General features: G+C 63.0%; 14 protein-coding genes. 6 read left to right on the top strand and 8 right to left on the bottom strand.

Translation table 11 applies throughout. The features are described from left to right. The first annotated feature begins 150 nt into the window (after nt 1-150). Entirely contained in the window at nt 151-588 is a 438-nt protein-coding gene (locus tag ABEH27_RS07780) for a carboxymuconolactone decarboxylase family protein (protein ID WP_346613198.1), read from the top strand. Between the two features lie 108 nt (nt 589-696). Here the strand turns inward: ABEH27_RS07780 and ABEH27_RS07775 are convergent, their stop codons facing one another. Further along, nucleotides 697-1,707, bottom strand: coding sequence for an AraC family transcriptional regulator ligand-binding domain-containing protein (locus ABEH27_RS07775; protein ID WP_346612995.1), 1,011 nt, complete (start codon nt 1,705-1,707; stop codon nt 697-699). A 168-nt stretch (nt 1,708-1,875) separates the two neighbouring features. Between ABEH27_RS07775 and ABEH27_RS07770 the strand changes: the two genes are divergently transcribed. From ABEH27_RS07770 to ABEH27_RS07760, 3 genes are read left to right on the top strand one after another with little or no spacing between them, the layout of a single operon-like run. Continuing rightward, nucleotides 1,876-3,060 carry an acetyl-CoA C-acyltransferase family protein gene (locus ABEH27_RS07770; protein ID WP_346612994.1) on the top strand — a complete coding sequence of 395 codons (1,185 nt, stop codon included), beginning with the start codon at nt 1,876-1,878 and terminating at the stop codon, nt 3,058-3,060. A 13-nt stretch (nt 3,061-3,073) separates the two neighbouring features. Continuing rightward, nucleotides 3,074-3,922: a 3-hydroxybutyryl-CoA dehydrogenase gene (locus ABEH27_RS07765; protein ID WP_346612993.1), complete on the top strand. Its 849-nt coding sequence runs from the start codon at nt 3,074-3,076 to the stop codon at nt 3,920-3,922. 12 nt (nt 3,923-3,934) lie between these two features. Next, on the top strand, nt 3,935-4,516 hold the full coding sequence (locus tag ABEH27_RS07760; protein WP_346612992.1) for a TetR family transcriptional regulator: 582 nt from the start codon (nt 3,935-3,937) through the stop codon (nt 4,514-4,516). A 125-nt stretch (nt 4,517-4,641) separates the two neighbouring features. Here ABEH27_RS07760 and ABEH27_RS07755 read toward each other — a convergent pair whose 3' ends face one another. From ABEH27_RS07755 to ABEH27_RS07735, 5 genes are read right to left on the bottom strand one after another with little or no spacing between them, the layout of a single operon-like run. Continuing rightward, nucleotides 4,642-5,019 (bottom strand): response regulator, encoded by a 378-nt coding sequence (locus ABEH27_RS07755; RefSeq protein ID WP_176511937.1) that lies wholly within the window; start codon nt 5,017-5,019, stop codon nt 4,642-4,644. Between the two features lie 47 nt (nt 5,020-5,066). Next, a complete protein-coding gene (locus ABEH27_RS07750; RefSeq protein WP_346612991.1) occupies nt 5,067-6,293 on the bottom strand; it encodes a hybrid sensor histidine kinase/response regulator in 1,227 nt (408 codons plus the stop codon). Further along, entirely contained in the window at nt 6,287-6,862 is a 576-nt protein-coding gene (locus ABEH27_RS07745) for a chemotaxis protein CheB (protein WP_346612990.1), read from the bottom strand. Before ABEH27_RS07745 ends, ABEH27_RS07750 begins: the two co-directional genes overlap by 7 nt. Then, complete coding sequence (locus ABEH27_RS07740) at nt 6,859-7,680, bottom strand: protein-glutamate O-methyltransferase CheR (protein WP_346612989.1); 822 nt, start codon at nt 7,678-7,680, stop codon at nt 6,859-6,861. The genes ABEH27_RS07745 and ABEH27_RS07740 overlap by 4 nt, the downstream gene beginning before the upstream one ends. Then, a complete protein-coding gene (locus tag ABEH27_RS07735; protein ID WP_346612988.1) occupies nt 7,677-11,144 on the bottom strand; it encodes a response regulator in 3,468 nt (1,155 codons plus the stop codon). The genes ABEH27_RS07740 and ABEH27_RS07735 overlap by 4 nt, the downstream gene beginning before the upstream one ends. 249 nt (nt 11,145-11,393) lie before the next feature. Here ABEH27_RS07735 and ABEH27_RS07730 point away from each other — a divergent pair, with 249 nt between their 5' ends. Continuing rightward, nucleotides 11,394-11,744, top strand: a complete 351-nt coding sequence (locus ABEH27_RS07730) for a response regulator (RefSeq protein ID WP_346612987.1) — start codon at nt 11,394-11,396, stop codon at nt 11,742-11,744. 50 nt (nt 11,745-11,794) lie between these two features. Here ABEH27_RS07730 and cobF read toward each other — a convergent pair whose 3' ends face one another. Further along, nucleotides 11,795-12,544 (bottom strand): precorrin-6A synthase (deacetylating), encoded by a 750-nt coding sequence (gene cobF / locus ABEH27_RS07725; RefSeq protein WP_346612986.1) that lies wholly within the window; start codon nt 12,542-12,544, stop codon nt 11,795-11,797. A 65-nt stretch (nt 12,545-12,609) separates the two neighbouring features. After that, a complete protein-coding gene (locus ABEH27_RS07720; protein WP_346612985.1) occupies nt 12,610-13,899 on the bottom strand; it encodes an OprD family porin in 1,290 nt (429 codons plus the stop codon). Nucleotides 13,900-14,254: 355 nt separating this feature from the next. Here ABEH27_RS07720 and ABEH27_RS07715 point away from each other — a divergent pair, with 355 nt between their 5' ends. Further along, a complete protein-coding gene (locus ABEH27_RS07715; protein WP_346612984.1) occupies nt 14,255-14,614 on the top strand; it encodes a histone-like nucleoid-structuring protein, MvaT/MvaU family in 360 nt (119 codons plus the stop codon). The last annotated feature ends 172 nt before the right edge of the window (nt 14,615-14,786 follow it).

Raw genomic sequence — 14,786 nt, 5'->3', positions numbered from 1 at the left:
CGGGGCAGAAATGAAGAGATTGGATGCACATCAGTGGGCACCTGAATGGTGCAATTGGCCTCCCGGCAATGCGCAGAATTGGCTATCGGCCCGATGAACGGGTGGCGCTAAGGTAGCGCCATGTCCAACCCACATTCCTTGGAGATCGCCATGCATAACCGTATCGAATGGGCCAAACACTCACCCGAAGCCTACAAAGCCATGATCGGCCTGGAACAGGCCCTGGCCAAGAGCGGCCTGGAGAACTCGCTGCTGGAGCTTGTGCGCCTGCGCGCTTCGCAAATCAACGGCTGCGCCTACTGCGTCAACATGCATGCCAATGACGCCCGCAAGGCCGGCGAGACCGAGTCGCGCTTGCAGACCTTGAGCGTGTGGCAGGAAACCCAGTACTTCACGCCGCGTGAGCGGGCGGCGCTGGCGTGGGTTGAGAGCCTTACCCGTCTGCCTGAGCACGGTGCGCCACAGCCAGAGTATGAGGCACTGCAGCACCATTTTGAGCCGGCCGAGGTGGTGAACCTGACGTTGGCAATCGCCACCATCAATGCCTGGAACCGGTTTGGTGTAGGGTTTGCGATGGTTCCGGCGTGAGACTGTAGAGGGCCTTCAGAGGCTCGGCATGAGTTCGCCTGCGCTGTCGGAATCGAGCGCCGCCCGCGCGGCGCACACCCATGACATGCACACCGCAAACATCAGTGGCTATCGCCCCGCCAACCGGGCCCGGTAGCTCCCCGGGCTCTGCCCTGTCCACTTCTTGAATGCCCGGTGAAACGCACTGGGTTCCTGAAACCCTGCCTGCTCGGCAATTTCAGCAACGCTCATCACGCCCTCACGCAAGCGCTCGAACGCCATCGCCCGGCGTACCTCATCCTTGATCTGCTGATACGAACGCCCCTCGCGCTCCAGTTGCCGGCGGAACGTGCTGGCACTGATGCCCTGTTGCCTGGCAAGCGCCTCCAGGGTGGGCCATTGCCCGTAACGCCGTGCACGCAGGTGCCGGTACACCTCGGCGACCAGGCCGCTCTGGTTGCGAAAGCGGATCACCAACCCTTGGGGTGCGCTGCGCAGGAAGGTCTTGAGGCTGCTCAAGTCCTGCACCACCGGCAGGCGCAGGCAGGCGCTGTCGAATTCGACCTCGGTACGCCCGCTGCCCAGCCGCAAATCAGGCCCCCACAACAGCAGGTCGTCGTCCTGGGCCGGGCGCGCGACCGCAAGCTCGGTGCGGTGGATGGCAATGCGCCGCCCGGCCAGCCAGCACAGCAGGCCGATCACCAGCACCAGGTAGGTTTCTTCGGCGTAGACTCGGGTGGATGGGTCGGCAATCTGCGACTGCACGCTGATCACCGCCCGCCCGGCACGCACCGTCAGGCTGCCACGCAGGTCACGCAGGAACAGGGCAAAATTGCCCATGCACTGGCGCAGGGCCTTTTCCAGGTTCGGCTCCTGGATCAGACCGCGGCAGATCAGTGCAAAGCTGCCCAGCGGCATGCCATGGCTGTCGAGGCGAAAAAACTCATCGTCCAGCACGTGGATCAGTGTCAGCCACAGCTGAGCGAACGCCTTGGCAGGCACGCGGGCCTGGGCCTGCCCAAGCAGCGCCGGGTCGATGCCCACCGCGCGCAGGTGCGCATCGCGGACCTCGGGCTGGCCCCGCAGGGCGTGGAGCATGGCGTTGAGGAAGTACACGGCGACCGTGTCGCTATCGCGCATGGCGGTATTCACTGTCTATGCTGAGTGGCAAAAAGTGCCAGGTTGACTGAACAGATCCGGCATAGGCTGCAACAGCGCCTTTGCCTAGACTCGGACCCCATCCGGGATCGCCGGCCATTCTCGCAGAGCCTGGCCCGCTCCCGCCATGCCTACGCAATCGGAGCCTCTATGAGCAGCGCAGAAATCTACGTGGTCAGTGCCGTCCGTTCCGCCATCGGTGGCTTTGGCGGTTCGCTCAAGGACCTGCCCCTGGCCGACCTGGCCACCTCCATCAGCCGCGCCGCCATCGAGCGTTCGGGCGTGGCCGCCGAGCACATCGGCCACGTGGTCATGGGCACCGTGATCCCTACCGAACCGCGGGATGCTTACCTGTCGCGGGTTGCCGCGATGAACGCCGGCATCCCCAAGGAAACGCCGGCCTTCAACGTCAACCGCCTGTGCGGCTCGGGCCTGCAGGCGATCGTTTCGGCCACCCAGTGCCTGCTGCTCGGTGATGCCGACGTGGCCCTGGCCGCCGGGGCCGAGTCCATGAGCCGCGGCCCTTACCTGCTGCCGCAAGCCCGCTGGGGCGCGCGCATGGGCGACCTGCAAGGCATCGACTACACCGTTGGTGTGCTGCAGGACCCCTTCGAACACTTCCACATGGGCATCACCGCAGAAAACGTCGCCGCCAAGCACGGCATCACCCGCGAAATGCAGGATGAACTGGCCCTGACCAGCCAACGCCGCGCGGCGCGCGCCATTGCCGAGGGCCGTTTCGACAGCCAGATCGTCCCGGTGGAGCTGAAAACCCGCAAAGGCACGGTGCAGTTCGCCGTGGACGAGCATGTGCGCGGCGATGTGACCGCCGAGCAGCTGGCCGGCATGAAGACCGTGTTCAAGAAAGACGGCACGGTGACCGCCGGCAACGCCAGCGGTATCAACGACGGTGCGGCCGGCCTGGTGTTGGCCACCGGTGACGCCGTGCGCCGCCTGGGGCTCAAGCCGCTGGCACGCCTGGTGGGTTATGCCCACGCCGGTGTCGAACCGGAACTGATGGGCCTGGGCCCGATCCCGGCCACGCGGAAGGTGCTGGAGAAAACCGGCCTGAAGCTCAGCGACCTGGACGTGATCGAGTCCAACGAAGCGTTCGCCGCCCAGGCCTGCGCCGTGGCCCGCGCACTGGACTTCGACCCGGAGAAGGTCAACCCGAACGGTTCGGGCATTTCCCTGGGCCACCCGGTCGGCGCCACCGGGGCGATCATCGCCACCAAGGCCATCCATGAACTGCAGCGCATCCAGGGCCGCTACGCGCTGGCCACCATGTGCATTGGCGGCGGCCAGGGCATCGCCGTTGTCTTCGAGCGCGTTTGAGGGAATGGGCACCATGAGCATTGAACAGATCGCCGTGATCGGCGCCGGCACCATGGGCAACGGCATCGCGCAGGTGTGCGCGGTGGCCGGCTACCCGGTGTTGCTGGTGGATGTGTCCGACGCCGCGCTGGAGCGGGGCGCGGCCACCCTGGGCAAGAACCTGGAGCGCCAAGTCAACAAAGGCACCCTCGATGCCGAGCGCGCCACGGCAGCGAAAGCACGCATCCGCACCACCACCGACTACGCGCAGTTGAATACTGCGCAACTGGTGATCGAGGCGGCCACCGAAAACCTGCAACTCAAGCAGCGCATCCTGCAACAGGTAGCCTCGAACGTGGCGGCCGATTGCCTGATCGCCACCAACACCTCGTCGCTGTCGGTCACCCAGCTGGCGGCCAGCATCGAGCACCCCGAGCGGTTCATCGGTGTGCATTTCTTCAACCCGGTGCCGATGATGGCGCTGGTAGAGATCATCCGCGGCCTGCAGACCAGCGACAGCACCTACGCCCAGGCACTGCTGGTCACCGAGAAGCTCGGCAAGACGCCGATCACCGCTGGCAACCGCCCGGGTTTTGTGGTCAACCGCATTCTGGTGCCGATGATCAACGAAGCGATCTTCGTGCGCCAGGAAGGCCTGGCCAGTGCCGAGGACATCGACACCGGCATGCGCCTGGGCTGCAACCAGCCGATCGGCCCGCTGGCGCTGGCCGACCTGATTGGCCTGGACACCTTGCTGGCGATCATGGAGGCCTTCCACGAGGGCTTCAGCGACAGCAAGTACCGCCCTGCCCCGCTGCTCAAGGAAATGGTCGCGGCCGGTTGGCTGGGGCGCAAGACCGGCCGCGGTTTCTTCACCTACTGAGGAGCGACCAGCATGCCCCCAGTCAACGCCGCGATGCGCTGTGCCAGCTTTGAAGAGCGGCGTGATCTGGCCCTGGCGCTGTTCGCCGAGAAAGGCTTCGGCCAGGTGAGCATGCGCGAACTGGCGGCGCATGTGGGGTTGACTGCAGGTTCGCTGTACCACCACTTTCCCAGCAAGCAGGACCTGCTTTACGACTTGATCGAGGAGCTGTACGAGGAGTTGCAGGCCACCCTGGAGCTTGGCCGCAGGGCGATGGCCCGCGGCGGTTCGGCGCTGTCCTGCCTGATTGCTGCGCATTGGCAATTGCACGCCGAGCGGCCGCTGCAGTTTCGCCTGGCGGAGCGGGATTTCTGTTGCCTGAGCGAGGAGCAGCAAGGGCGCCTGGTTTCGTTGCGCAAGCGCTATGAAGCGGGGTTACTGCGCTTGATCGCGCCGCAGGCGAAGCTGCCGGGGCAAGCGTTGGTGGCGACGGCGCATGTGGTGGCGACGTTGCTGAACCAGTTGCCGGGGATGCTCAAGGCACTGCCGCAAAAGCAGGGTTTGGCGCTGATGGAGAGCATGCTGGTCGGTGGGATCGAGCGAACGCTTCGATAGCCCTTCAGGGCCTCTTCGCGGGGCAAGCCCGCTCCCACAGACTACCCCCAAGAAGTTGGACACCAATCCAACCTGGGGCAGCCCAGTCCGTGGGGGCGGGCTTGCCCCGCGAGAGGCCGCAAGCTTCAACGCAGCAGTGTCTGGATCTGCTGGTGCAAGGTATCCAGGTCGAACGGCTTGGCCAGGATCGGCGCCTTGCGCGCAATCGGGCTGCCCGACTCGAGGATCTCCGCCGGATACCCGCTGATGAAGATCACCTTCAGATCCGGTCGCAACTTCACTGCAGGCTCGGCGATCTCCACCCCGGAAATACCGCCGGGCAATCGAAAATCGGTCACCATCAAGTCCAGGTGCGGCTTGCTCGCCAGGATCGCGAATGCCTGCTCACCGTCTTCGGCCACCAGCACGTGGTAGCCCTCGCCTGCCAGGTAATCCCGCAGGATCATGCGAATCGCCGGTTCGTCCTCGACGACCAGCACCACATCTTGTGCATCTTCACTCATGACAACAACGCCTTGAAATTCATACAGTTGGCCATCTGACCCCAGGCTCAGGCAGAGGTTGCCCGCACCTGGTCGTTTTGTTCTGTCCGCCGCGTCAGCGGCAATTGCAGGCTGAACGTGGCACCCTTGCCCTCTTCACTCTCCACCTGAATCCGCCCGCCGTGGGCCTGCACGATCTGCTCCGAGATGTACAACCCCAACCCCAGCCCACCGCTGGCCTGTTGCGTGGCCACACGCTCGAACTGCTGGAAGATCCGCTGCTGGTTGGCCTCGCTGATCCCAATGCCGTGGTCCTGCACCTGCACCCAGGCACACTCCCCCTGCTCGAACACCCGCACCTCGACGGGTTGGCGTTCGCCATACCGCAACGCATTGGACAACAGGTTGGCCACCACTTGTTCAATCCGGAATTCATCCCACTCACCTTGCAGTGCCTCGCAGCGCTGCAGGTCGATGTGCGTGCCCAACGCCGCGGCCTGAGCACCGAAATTCTCCACCAGGCCACGCACCAGGGCGGCGAGGTCGAACAGCTTGGGCCGCAGCGACAGTTTACCGGTACGGATGCGCGAGACATCGAGCATGTCTTCGATCAGCCGAATCAGGCTGTTGATCTGCCGCTCGTCACGCTCGACCATGGCCTGCAGTTTGTCGGCGCTGAATGCGTCGTGGTTGCCACGGCTCAGGTGCATCTTGCGCAACTGGGTTTCGAGGATCAGGCCATTGAGCGGCGTGCGCACCTCGTGCGAGACAATCGACATGAAGTCATCGCGCATGCGCACGGCGTGCTCAAGCTCGCCGCGCGCCACCTGCAACTGGGTCAGCAGCAGTTCCTGCTCCTGGCGGCTGCGCTCCAGGGCCTGCAACTGCCGGTCGAGCACCTTGCGCTGGCGGTACAGGTCGACGAACACCGACACCTTGCTCTTCACCGCCAAGGTGTCGAGCGGCTTGTGCAGAAAGTCCACCGCGCCGCTTTCGTAGCCCTTGAAGGCGTAGTTCATCTCACGCCCGGCCGCGGTGACGAAGACGATCGGAATATTGCGGGTCTTTTCCGTGCCGCGCATCAGCTCGGCCAGCTCGAAGCCGTTCATGCCCGGCATCTGCACGTCGAGGATGGCCAGGGCGAATTCGTGCTCAAGCAGCAACGACAATGCATCTTCGGCAGACTGCGCCTGGTGCACCTCGCGGTCCTCGCCCTTGATCAGGGCGTCGAGGGCCAGCAGGTTTTCCGGCAGGTCGTCGACGATCAGCAGTTTGGCGGTGGTGAGGCTTAACATGCGCTGGCTTCCAGGGTAGCGAGCAATTGCCCGATACCGCTCAGAGTAAGAATATGGTCAGGCTGGTGCAGGGCCAGTGCGGCCTCCGGCATCAGCGCCACTTGGGCGTCGCGGGGGTCCTGGACCACAGTCCGGCCGCCGCTGTTCTTGATATGGGCAAGGCCTTTGGCGCCATCCTCATTGGCCCCGGTCAGCAGGATGCCGAGCAGGCCATCGCCGTAAGCGTCGGCCGCCGAGAAGAACAGGAAATCAATCGCCGGGCGGGAGAAGTGCACCGGGTCCTCCTGGCTCAGCGACAGGCTGAAGTCGTTTTCCACCGACAGGTGATAACCGGGCGTGGCCACGTAGATCAGCCCTGCCTCGATGGCCTGCTTGTCACAGGCCTCGCGCACCGGCCTGTTCAGGCGCCGCTGCAGCACTTCGGCCAACTGGCTGTGACGGTCGTCGGGCAAGTGCAGCACGCACACTACCGGCGTGACAAAGCCCGGCGGCAAGCCGCCGAGTACCTGGAACAACGCCTGCACGCCGCCCGCCGAGGCACCGATCACCACCGCACGAACGCCGTTCATGATTTGCGGAAGATCCGTTCGGGCTTGACCAACGGCTCGAAGCGATCGCTGTAAGCGGAGAAATCCACCGATTCCTTGCTGCCCAGCACCAGAAAACCGCGGTGGCACAAGGACTCATGGAACAGGCCCAAGGCCCGGTCCTGCAGGTCCTTGTTGAAATAGATCAGCACGTTGCGGCACGACACCAATTGCGTTTCGGAGAACACGCTGTCGGTGGCCAGGCTGTGGTCGGCGAAGGTCACGTTGTCGCGCAGGGTGCTGTCCATGATGGCGTTGCCGTAGGCGGCGGTGTAGTACTCGGTGAAATCACGGCGGCCGCCGGCCAGGCGGTAGTTTTCCTCATACTCGCGCATGCTCTGCATCGAGTAGATGCCCTGCTTGGCCTTGTCCAGCGAGCGCGGGTTGATGTCGGTGGCGTAGATGATGGTGCGCTCGAGCAGGCCTTCCTCACGCAAGAGGATAGCCATCGAGTACACCTCCTCGCCGGTGCTGCAGCCAGCGATCCAGATCTTGATCGAAGGCCAGGTGCGCAGCAGCGGCACCACTTCGTTGCGCAGGGCAAGGAAGTGGCTCGGGTCGCGGAACATCTCGCTGACCGGGATCGTCAGGAACTGCAACAACTGCATGAACATGCCCGGGTCGTGCAGCACCCGCTCCTGCAGCGCCGACACCGTCAGGCAGTCGAACTGGCGCAGGGCGTGCAAGATGCGGCGCTTGATCGAAGCGCCGGAGTAGTTGCGAAAATCGTAGCTGTACTTGAGGTAGATCGCCTCGATCAGCAGCCGGATCTCGATGTCGGTGTTGCGCTCGCTAGTCAAATTCGCTCCAGTTGCGGCAGCCATACGCGGATCAACGAGAACAAGCGGTCCAGGTCGATCGGTTTGGCCAGGTAATCATTGGCGCCAGCCTGCAGGCATCGCTGCTGGTCATCCTTCATCGCCTTGGCGGTCACGGCGATGATCGGCAGCTTGCGCCAGCGCGGTTGCTGACGGATCAGCCGGGTAGCCTCAAAGCCGTCCATCTCCGGCATCATCACATCCATCAGCACCAGGTCGATGTCGTCATGCTGCTCCAGGCGCTCGATGGCCTCGCGCCCATTGCGGCCGATCTCGACGATGGCGCCCTTGTGCTCCAGGGCGCTGGTCAGGGCGAAGATGTTACGCACATCGTCATCCACCAGCAGTATCTTGCGGCCCTCGAACACCTTGTCGCGGCTGCGTGCGGTCTTGAGCATGCGCTGGCGTTCATGGGACAACTGCGATTCGACTTTGTGCAGGAACAGCGTCACTTCGTCGAGCAGGCGCTCTGGCGAGCGGGCGCCCTTGATGATGATCGAGCGCGAGTACTTGAGCAGTTCGGTCTCTTCTTCGCGGGTGAGGTTGCGCCCGGTGTAGACGATCACCGGCGGGAATGAACGGATGTCCTCGGCGGTCATGCGCTTGAGCAGTTCGTTGCCGAGCATGTCTGGCAGCTTGAGGTCGATGATCATGCAGTCGTAGATGTTTTCGCGCAGCAGCGCCAGGGCATCCTGGGCCATGGCCACGGCGGTGATCTCGATATCGTCATCGCCGATCAGGCGGGCGATGCTCTCGCGCTGCAGGTCGTCATCTTCCACCAGCAGGATGTGCTTGAGCTTCTGCGTAAGCTTCGCTTCCAGGCGGCCGAACACCTCCTTGAGCTCTTCGCGGCTGGTCGGTTTGACCGCGTAACCCACTGCGCCCATGTGCATGGCCGCCTCGACGCGGTCTTCGACCGAAATGATATGCACCGGGATGTGCCGGGTGCTGGCCAACTCCTTCAGGCGCTGCAGCACGGTCAGGCCGGAATGGTCGGGCAGGCGCATGTCCAGCAGGATCGCATCGGGAATGTACTGCGCGGCCAGCGCAAAGCCTTCGTCGGCGCCCTGGGCGACCAGGCAGCTGTAGCCCAGTTCATGGGCCAGGTCGAAGAGGATGCGGGCAAAGTTCGGTTCGTCTTCGATGACCAGGATGCAGCGGTTGCTGAACGGTGCCCGGTCGCGGTCATCGGCAAAGGCCGGTGCCAGCAGTTTGGGCGCCACAGCGCTGGCGATCTGGGGTGCCGGCGGCAGGCTGTCGACCGCAGGCCGCAGGCTGAGGGCCTCGACCTCTTCTGCCTCGGCCTCGTAACGCTCGGGCACGATCAGGCTGAACACGCTGCCCTGGCCAGGGCTGCTGTCGACGCTGATCTGCCCGCCCAGCAAGTGCGCCAGGTCGCGGGAAATGGACAGGCCAAGGCCGGTGCCGCCATAGCGACGGTTGCTGCTGCCGTCGACCTGGTGGAACGCACCGAAGATCGCCTGCTGCTGGTCTGCTGCGATACCGATGCCGGAATCGCGCACGGCGAACACGATGCCGGTGCCCGCCTGGTAGCTGATGGTCATGGTGACCTGGCCGTGGTCGGTGAACTTGATGGCGTTGGACAGCAGGTTCTTGAGGATCTGCTCCAGGCGCTGGCGGTCGGTGAACAGCGTGACCGGTACCTGCGGCTCGACCTTGACCTCGAAGGCCAGGCCCTTGTGCTCGGCCAGCGGCAGGAACATGCCGCGCAGGCCTTCGACCAAGCGCTCCAGCCGAGTGGTTTCGGGGCGCATTTCGAGCTTGCCGGCTTCGACCTTGGCGATGTCGAGGATGTCGTTGATCAAGTTCAACAGGTCGTTGCCGGCCGAATAGATCGACTCGGCAAACTTGATCTGTTCGGCACTGAGGTTGCCCTCACCGTTCTCGGCCAGCAACTTGGCCAGGATCAGCGAGCTGTTGAGCGGCGTGCGCAGCTCGTGGGACATGTTGGCGAGGAACTCGGACTTGTACTTGCTCGAGCGCTGCAGGTCGTCGGCACGGGCCTGCAGTTCTTCCTGGGCCTGGCTCAGCTCGTCGTTCTTGCGGTCAAGGGCATCGGTGCGTTCGGACAGCTGCTCGTTGGTCTGCTCAAGCTCGGCCTGCTGGGTTTCCAGGTGCGCCTGGGACTCTTTGAGCACGCGCGATTGCTCTTCGAGCTCTTCGTTGGCGGTCTTGAGCTCTTCCTGCTGCACCTGCAGCTCTTCGTTGAGCTGCTGGGTTTCAGCCAGCACTTCCTGCAGGCGCTGGCGGTAACGGGCGCTTTCGATGGACATGCCGAGGTTGCCGCCGACCCGCTCCAGCAGTTCGTCGTCACGCTCCTGCAGCGGGCGCAGGAAGCCCAGTTCGATCACCCCGTTGATCTGGCCATCCTCGCTGGCCGGCATCAGCAAGGCGCTGCGCGGCAGGCCGCTGCCCAGGCCGGAACTCAGGCGGTAGTAGTCTTGCGGCAAGTCATCCAGGCGCAGCAGGCGGCCTTCACGGACCGCCTGGGCCAGCAGCCCGTCGTGGGCGGCCAGCACCTGTTCGCGGGCCTGCTCCTCGGCGTCCAGGCCATAGGTGGCCACGCGCACCAGGCGGCCATGGCCATCACGCACGTACAGGGCACCGACCACACTGCCCAGGTAGCTGGCGAAGAAGCGCAGGATGTTGTCACCCAGCATCGGCAGGGTCAGTTGCCCCAATACCTGTTCGGCCAGTTGGGTCTGGCCGTTGCGCAGCCACGCCTGGTGCTCCAGGCGTTCGGCCGAGCGCTGCTGGGCCTTGAGGTTGTCGTCATAACTGTTCGACAGTGCCAGCAGGTCACGGCGGCCCAGGTAGGCCAGCAGTGCGCTGAGGCCGACGATCAACAGCACGAAGGCGGAAATGGCCGTTACCGTGACGCTGCTGACCTTTTCGTTACGGGCCATGCGCAGTTGCTGCTCGGTGCCGACCAGGTCGTCGAACTCCTTGCGGATTTCATCGGTGATGCGCTTGCCGCGGCCATTGCCGACCGACTCACGGTAGTCACCGCCAGCGCGGCGCTGGTTGATCATTTGGTTGCCGAACTCGTTCCAGGCCTGCTGCAGGGCCACCAGCCGGTCGATGCGGTCAACCTGCTGCGGGTTGTCCTCGACCATGCCGCGCAAGCTCTGCAGGCTGCCGATGATCTTCGGCTTGGCCACCTCGTAGGGGTCGAGGAAGCGCTCGTCGCCGGTGATCAGGAAGCCGCGCATGCCGGTTTCCATGTCGATCGACAGCTTGACCGTTTCGTTGGCATTACCGATCACCCGATCGGTGTGCTCGACCCATTGCATGGCCGACAGCAGGTAGCTGATCACCGCGACAAAGGCCACGGCGCCCAGCAAGCCTACCCCCAAAGGCAGGCCAACGTTGCGGCTCAACAGCTTGCGAAAGCTTTGCTGGTCCATCGAGGCAGCTTGAATCATGTGAAAACGCCCGAGCGAAAAAAAGTCCATAGAACGGTGTGGCGAAAAAGCCAGATTTACCTGCCGCCGCACTCACCGATTATCAGCGATTCTAACCAGCTTTAGCGGCTGAGGCAGGGCATTTAGCCAGTATTTGAAGACTGCGTTCGCCAATCGTTCCCTCCAATTGCAACGATCGGTATCCTCAGGGAACTTCTGCCGCCACCCGGCGCACAGAATAAAGACATTCTTCTGGTACAGGATCAAACAATGCACCTCTTGGTAGTCGAAGATGACGACATCGTCCGTATGCTGATGGTCGAAGTGCTCGACGAACTGGGCTATGCGGCGATCGAGGCGGACTGCGCCAGCGCTGCGCTCAAAATCCTTGAAGACCCGCAACAGCCGCTGGCGCTGCTGATGACCGACGTGGGCCTGCCGGACATGCGCGGCGAAGAACTGGCCGCCAAGGCCCGTGCACTGCGGCCAGTGTTGCCGGTGTTGTTTGCCAGCGGTTATGCCGAAAGCCTCAACGTGCCGGAGGGCATGCACATGATTGGCAAGCCGTTCAGCATTGATCAGCTGCGCGACAAGGTGGTCGCCATTCTGGGCAAGTCCTGAGTAAACAGTGGATTCTTCGCGGGCAAGCCCGCGAAGGGGCCCACGCAGCGCTACGATTCTCGCCGCAACAGGTAAGTATCCATGATCCATCCCTTGCGCGCCCTCGCCTCCTCCCGCACTTCAAGTATTCGCGCCTTGACCGCCTGCAATGGCCCGGCAATCAGCAGCTCGTCGTCCGTGCCCAGGTAAGCCCCCCAGTAGATCACCAGCCCAGGGTCATCGAGCGCGGCAAACGCGCACTGCCCATCGAGCATCACCACCACATTGTCCAGGCGCCCCTGCTCCGCCAGGCGGCGCCCTGGCAACACGACCAACAGTTCGCCGATACGGTTGAGCGGCACCTGATGGCGCGCCGCCAGCGCCTGAACACTGCTGATGCCGGGGATCACCTGCAAACGCAGCGACAGGCCGCATTCGCGGAGCCGCTGAAGAATGCGCAGGGTACTGTCATACAGGCCCGGCTCGCCCCAGAGCAGAAAGGCGCCAATGTCGCCGCTGGCCATCTCATCCGTGATCAGCCGGGCATACAGCGCGGCACGCTGACGGTGCCAATCCTGAACCGACGCCACATAATCACTGGCCTCGCCATCGCGCTGCGGGTCCGCTACCTGCACCAGGCGATAGCCGCCTTCAGGCCGATAGCGTTCCAGGATGGCCTTGCGCAGCCGCACCAGTTCGTCCTTGTCCGTGCCCTTGTCGAGCACGAAGAACAGTGTGGCGCGGCGCAGCGCCTCGACCGCCTCATAGGTCACCTGGCGAGGGTCGCCCGGGCCGATACCAATCAGCAACAGGTCTTTCATCACAGCGCCCTGGACAATAACCAGCTGCCATTGTCGGCCGGCTACGGGTGTTTGGCAAAGCGCGCTTAGAAGATCGCGAAGTTGTAGCTGACGATCACCCGCGTCTCGTCCATGTCGCGTGCCCACTTCTCATAGTTGCTGCGGTACGTGGAGTTACGCAGGCGCACGCTGACATCTTTGAAGGTGCCGGTTTGCACCTGGTACTTGAACTCGGTATCGCGTTCCCATTCCTTGCCTTCGGCGTTACTGCCCGGGACCTTGATGTGGTCGCCGTTGATGTAGCGGGTGAAGAACGTCAGCCCGGGCACGCCGAGGGCCTTGAAGTCGTAGTCGTAACGCAGCTGCCAGGAGCGCTCCTGGGCGGCGGCGAAGTCATTGACCTGCGCATAGTTGACCAGGTACGGGTTGCTGCCATCGAGGTACGGCATGGCACTTTCGCCATACATGCGTTGCCAGCCGGCGCTGATCTTGTGCCCGCCCAGGCTGTAGCCGAGCATGCCGCTGAAGGCGCGATGGTCGATCTCGCCAGCGCGGGCGTTGCCGATGTCGTCACTTTTGATCAGGCGCAGGTCGGCCGAAAGGCTGCCGAGCGCGAGCGGCTGGCTGGCCACCAGGCCAAGAAAGTGCTGGCGGTAAATGTTTTCCAGCTTGGCCACCTGATACTGGGCGCTGAGCCGGTCATTGAAGCGATAATCCAGGCCGGCCAAATCAAAGTGGTCGGCTTCGATATCGCAGGCATAACGCTTGTTCTTGCAGTGCACGCGAATGTCTTGGCGATCAGTGGAATCACGCGCGGTGTATGTGTTCAGGCGGGCCAGGGTGAACTTCAGGTCATGGAGTTCTTCGGACGTGAGCATGGCGCCGTGGAACATAGTCGGCAACAGGCGGCCATCGTTGTATTTCAACAGCGGCACATCCGGCATCATCGAACCGTACTTGAGCACGGTGTTGGACACCTTGACCTTGGCGGCCAGGCCCATCTTCGCATACTGGTCGGCAGCGTGCCGTGGGTCATGACCTGTAGACGGCAGCAAGCCGCTGTTACTGTCCGCCGGGCTGGAGTCGAGCTTGAAACCGAACATGCCCAGCGCATCCACGCCAACGCCTACCGGGCCTTGGGTATAACCTGACTGGACATTGAGAATGAAACCTTGCGCCCATTCTTCGCGCTTGGACGCACCCTGGCTGGAACTGCTGTGGCCGTCACGGAAGTCCCGGTTGAAATAGACATTGCGCGCTTCAACCTTGGCACTGCTGTCTTCTAGAAAACCGGCGGCCTGGGCATGCGTGCCAGCACACAACAGCAACAGGCCGGCAACACGGCGCCCGGGGGCGAGAGGAAGGGGGGCAAACATGCGAGGGAAGATCCAAAGTCAGGCGAAAAAACAATACGGGGCAACGCTGTGCCACGCTGATGCGACGCGGCCGAAGAGCATTCAGCCATCATCTGAAATAATCGCGCACAGGCTCTGGAATGCACCATTGGACCATGGTCTACAGGCACTGGAGTGGGCAGCGAGAAACGCTCGAAGCCACCGCTCGGAAAACTTGTAAAGTTCCCGTCTTACTTGGAAAAGTTTGCGGTTTACCCAACTGCTACTAATGTCTACACTCGATATCAGCGAACAGTTTTACCCACCCGCGTGGCCGGCGTTAATTCGCTTCAATGTTCGTCGCGCCTGCCACGGATGACGTACAGGAGTGATTACAGTGTCCAGACTTGCAGAGTTTCGTGCTGCCGAAAAAGCGCTCCAGGAACAGATGGCTCAACTGGAGGCGCTGAAAAAGGATGCCGGCCTAAAACGCGAAATCGAATTCGAGCAGAAACTAGTCGGCCTGATGAAAAGCTATGACAAAGGTCTGCGCGATATCATCGCCATTCTCGACCCGAAGGCCGTTACCCGCGGCGCAGCCAGCGCCCCGAAACAGCAGCGCCGTGCGCGCGTGGTGAAAGTGTATGAAAACCCGCACACCGGCGAGCTGATCGAGACCAAAGGTGGTAACCACCGAGGCCTCAAGGCGTGGAAAGAACAGTATGGCGCCGGCACGGTGGAAAGTTGGCTACGCTGATGAAACGTCAACACTTGCTTCACACTTTTTTCACAACGGCTGGCTCAGTATCGAGACAGCTAAAGGACTAGCGACCCCATCACGCGCCCGCACATGCGGGCCTCTCTTCCAGCGCCCTGCCTTGTGCAGGGCGCTTTCATTTGCGCAATCGCTTCACTGCCGTATCATGGCC

The organism is Pseudomonas sp. P39-UII1 (assembly GCF_039672635.1).
Classification (GTDB): Bacteria; Pseudomonadota; Gammaproteobacteria; order Pseudomonadales; family Pseudomonadaceae; genus Aquipseudomonas.
This window is presented reverse-complemented; position numbering and strand designations above follow the sequence as displayed.

Excerpts from the sequence above, each read along its gene's own strand:
- ABEH27_RS07780 (WP_346613198.1), top strand. The coding sequence starts at position 151 with ATGCATAACCGTATCGAATGGGCCAAACACTCACCCGAAGCCTACAAA.
- ABEH27_RS07775 (WP_346612995.1), bottom strand. The coding sequence starts at position 1,707 with ATGCGCGATAGCGACACGGTCGCCGTGTACTTCCTCAACGCCATGCTC.
- ABEH27_RS07770 (WP_346612994.1), top strand. The coding sequence starts at position 1,876 with ATGAGCAGCGCAGAAATCTACGTGGTCAGTGCCGTCCGTTCCGCCATC.
- ABEH27_RS07765 (WP_346612993.1), top strand. The coding sequence starts at position 3,074 with ATGAGCATTGAACAGATCGCCGTGATCGGCGCCGGCACCATGGGCAAC.
- ABEH27_RS07760 (WP_346612992.1), top strand. The coding sequence starts at position 3,935 with ATGCCCCCAGTCAACGCCGCGATGCGCTGTGCCAGCTTTGAAGAGCGG.
- ABEH27_RS07755 (WP_176511937.1), bottom strand. The coding sequence starts at position 5,019 with ATGAGTGAAGATGCACAAGATGTGGTGCTGGTCGTCGAGGACGAACCG.
- ABEH27_RS07750 (WP_346612991.1), bottom strand. The coding sequence starts at position 6,293 with ATGTTAAGCCTCACCACCGCCAAACTGCTGATCGTCGACGACCTGCCG.
- ABEH27_RS07745 (WP_346612990.1), bottom strand. The coding sequence starts at position 6,862 with ATGAACGGCGTTCGTGCGGTGGTGATCGGTGCCTCGGCGGGCGGCGTG.
- ABEH27_RS07735 (WP_346612988.1), bottom strand. The coding sequence starts at position 11,144 with ATGATTCAAGCTGCCTCGATGGACCAGCAAAGCTTTCGCAAGCTGTTG.
- ABEH27_RS07730 (WP_346612987.1), top strand. The coding sequence starts at position 11,394 with ATGCACCTCTTGGTAGTCGAAGATGACGACATCGTCCGTATGCTGATG.
- cobF (WP_346612986.1), bottom strand. The coding sequence starts at position 12,544 with ATGAAAGACCTGTTGCTGATTGGTATCGGCCCGGGCGACCCTCGCCAG.
- ABEH27_RS07720 (WP_346612985.1), bottom strand. The coding sequence starts at position 13,899 with ATGTTTGCCCCCCTTCCTCTCGCCCCCGGGCGCCGTGTTGCCGGCCTG.